At 71.7% G+C, this 1373-nt stretch carries 2 protein-coding genes and 1 pseudogene; 1 reads left to right on the plus strand and 2 read right to left on the minus strand.

The window, feature by feature from the left end; genetic code table 11:
- The coding region (locus G3I40_RS45300; protein WP_164560605.1) for a hypothetical protein at positions 1-197 on the plus strand (197 nt) is incomplete at its 5' end.
- Between the two features lie 184 nt (positions 198-381).
- Here G3I40_RS45300 and G3I40_RS45305 read toward each other — a convergent pair.
- Positions 382-795, minus strand: a complete 414-nt coding sequence (locus tag G3I40_RS45305; protein ID WP_164560606.1) for a DUF3040 domain-containing protein — start codon at positions 793-795, stop codon at positions 382-384.
- 274 nt (positions 796-1069) lie between these two features.
- Positions 1070-1373, minus strand: a pseudogene (locus G3I40_RS45310) (SAM-dependent methyltransferase); the annotation flags it as partial.

Consider the following 1373-nt stretch of genomic DNA (forward strand, 5'->3'; position numbering starts at 1 on the left):
GGCGGGTGTGCGACGGCCTGCACGCGAAGGCCGGCCGGACGACCCGGCTGCGGGCGACGCTCGCGCCGCGCTCGGCCGTTCGGGTGATGTGGGCGGCGTCCGGGCGCTGGGAGTCGTTCACCCGGCGGCTGCGGGCACGCTGGGCGTCGACGCTCGACCGGTCCTCCCGCTCCCGCCCGTCGGGCCAGGAGGGGTAGCTCCGGGGGAGCTCCGCCGCACCGAGGGTGCATACGACGAAGAAGGCTCCGGTCCGCCTGTGAAGGGGCGGGTCGGAGCCTTCTTCCGTGCCCGGTGTCCGTTACGCACAAAGGGTGACCGCCTCGGGCGGTCACCCTTCACGCACGTGTCTGCTTCCGTACGGCTCGACGCCGGTCGGCCCGCTCAGCGGCCGCCGCCCTGCTCGTCCCGGCGGCGCTGCCAGCGCTGCTCGATCCGGTCCATCATCGAGCGCTTCGGCTTGCTCTGTCGTCGGCCGGTGGCTGCGGGCGCGCCTGGCACCGCTCCCGCCGGCTGTTCACCCGGCTTGGGCGCCTTGCGCCATCCGGTGACCGCGAGCACTGCACATCCGAGCATGACGAGGAATCCCACCACGCTGATCCAGATCTGCTGCGCGACCATTCCTGCCATGAGGAGCGCGATACCCACCAGGAAGCCCGCGACTGCCTGGTAGACCCGACGTCGGGTGTACGTACGCAGCCCGCTTCCCTCAAGCGCTGTCGCGAACTTGGGATCTTCGGCGTACAGCGCTCGCTCCATTTGCTCGAGCATTCGCTGCTCGTGCTCCGAGAGCGGCACGGAGTCCTCCTCATCGTGCAGTCGCCGGGGCGACCGGGGGTCCCCTTCAGGATAGGCAGGGAATCGCCCCCGTGAAACCCGCCCCTCTACGCCAACTTCACCATTCCGGACCGCGTCACGCCGCTCCGGCTCACTGGGCGTCATTCCCCGGTGGCCGACCCGTCATGCCGGACGGTCTACCCCGATCATACGGCGACAGGCGCTCGATCGGGGGGCCTGTGGCGTACTCCATCTGCCGCTGCATCGCTGATCAGCGGCAGATCACCGGAGTCGCTCAGGCCTCGTCGGTCGCACGCTTCTCGCCGAGCACGTGCAGTTGCGTCGCCACGGCGTGGAAGGCGGGCAGTTCGGCGGCGGCCGCCTCCAGCTTCAGGAGCTCCTGGAAGGCGCCCGGTTCGGTGTCCACGAGGACGCCCGGGACCAGGTCGGCGAAGACCCGCACCCCGTGCACCGCGCCGACGTCCGCGCCCGCGGCACCGACGAGCTGGGAGAGCTGGTCGGCGCTGAAGCGCCGCGGCACCGGGTCGCCCTCGCCCCAGCGCCCCGCCGGGTCGTCGAGCGCCTGCCGGGCCTCCTTG

The organism is Streptomyces sp. SID14478 (assembly GCF_010548525.1).
In the GTDB taxonomy this organism is placed as follows: Bacteria; Actinomycetota; Actinomycetes; order Streptomycetales; family Streptomycetaceae; genus Streptomyces.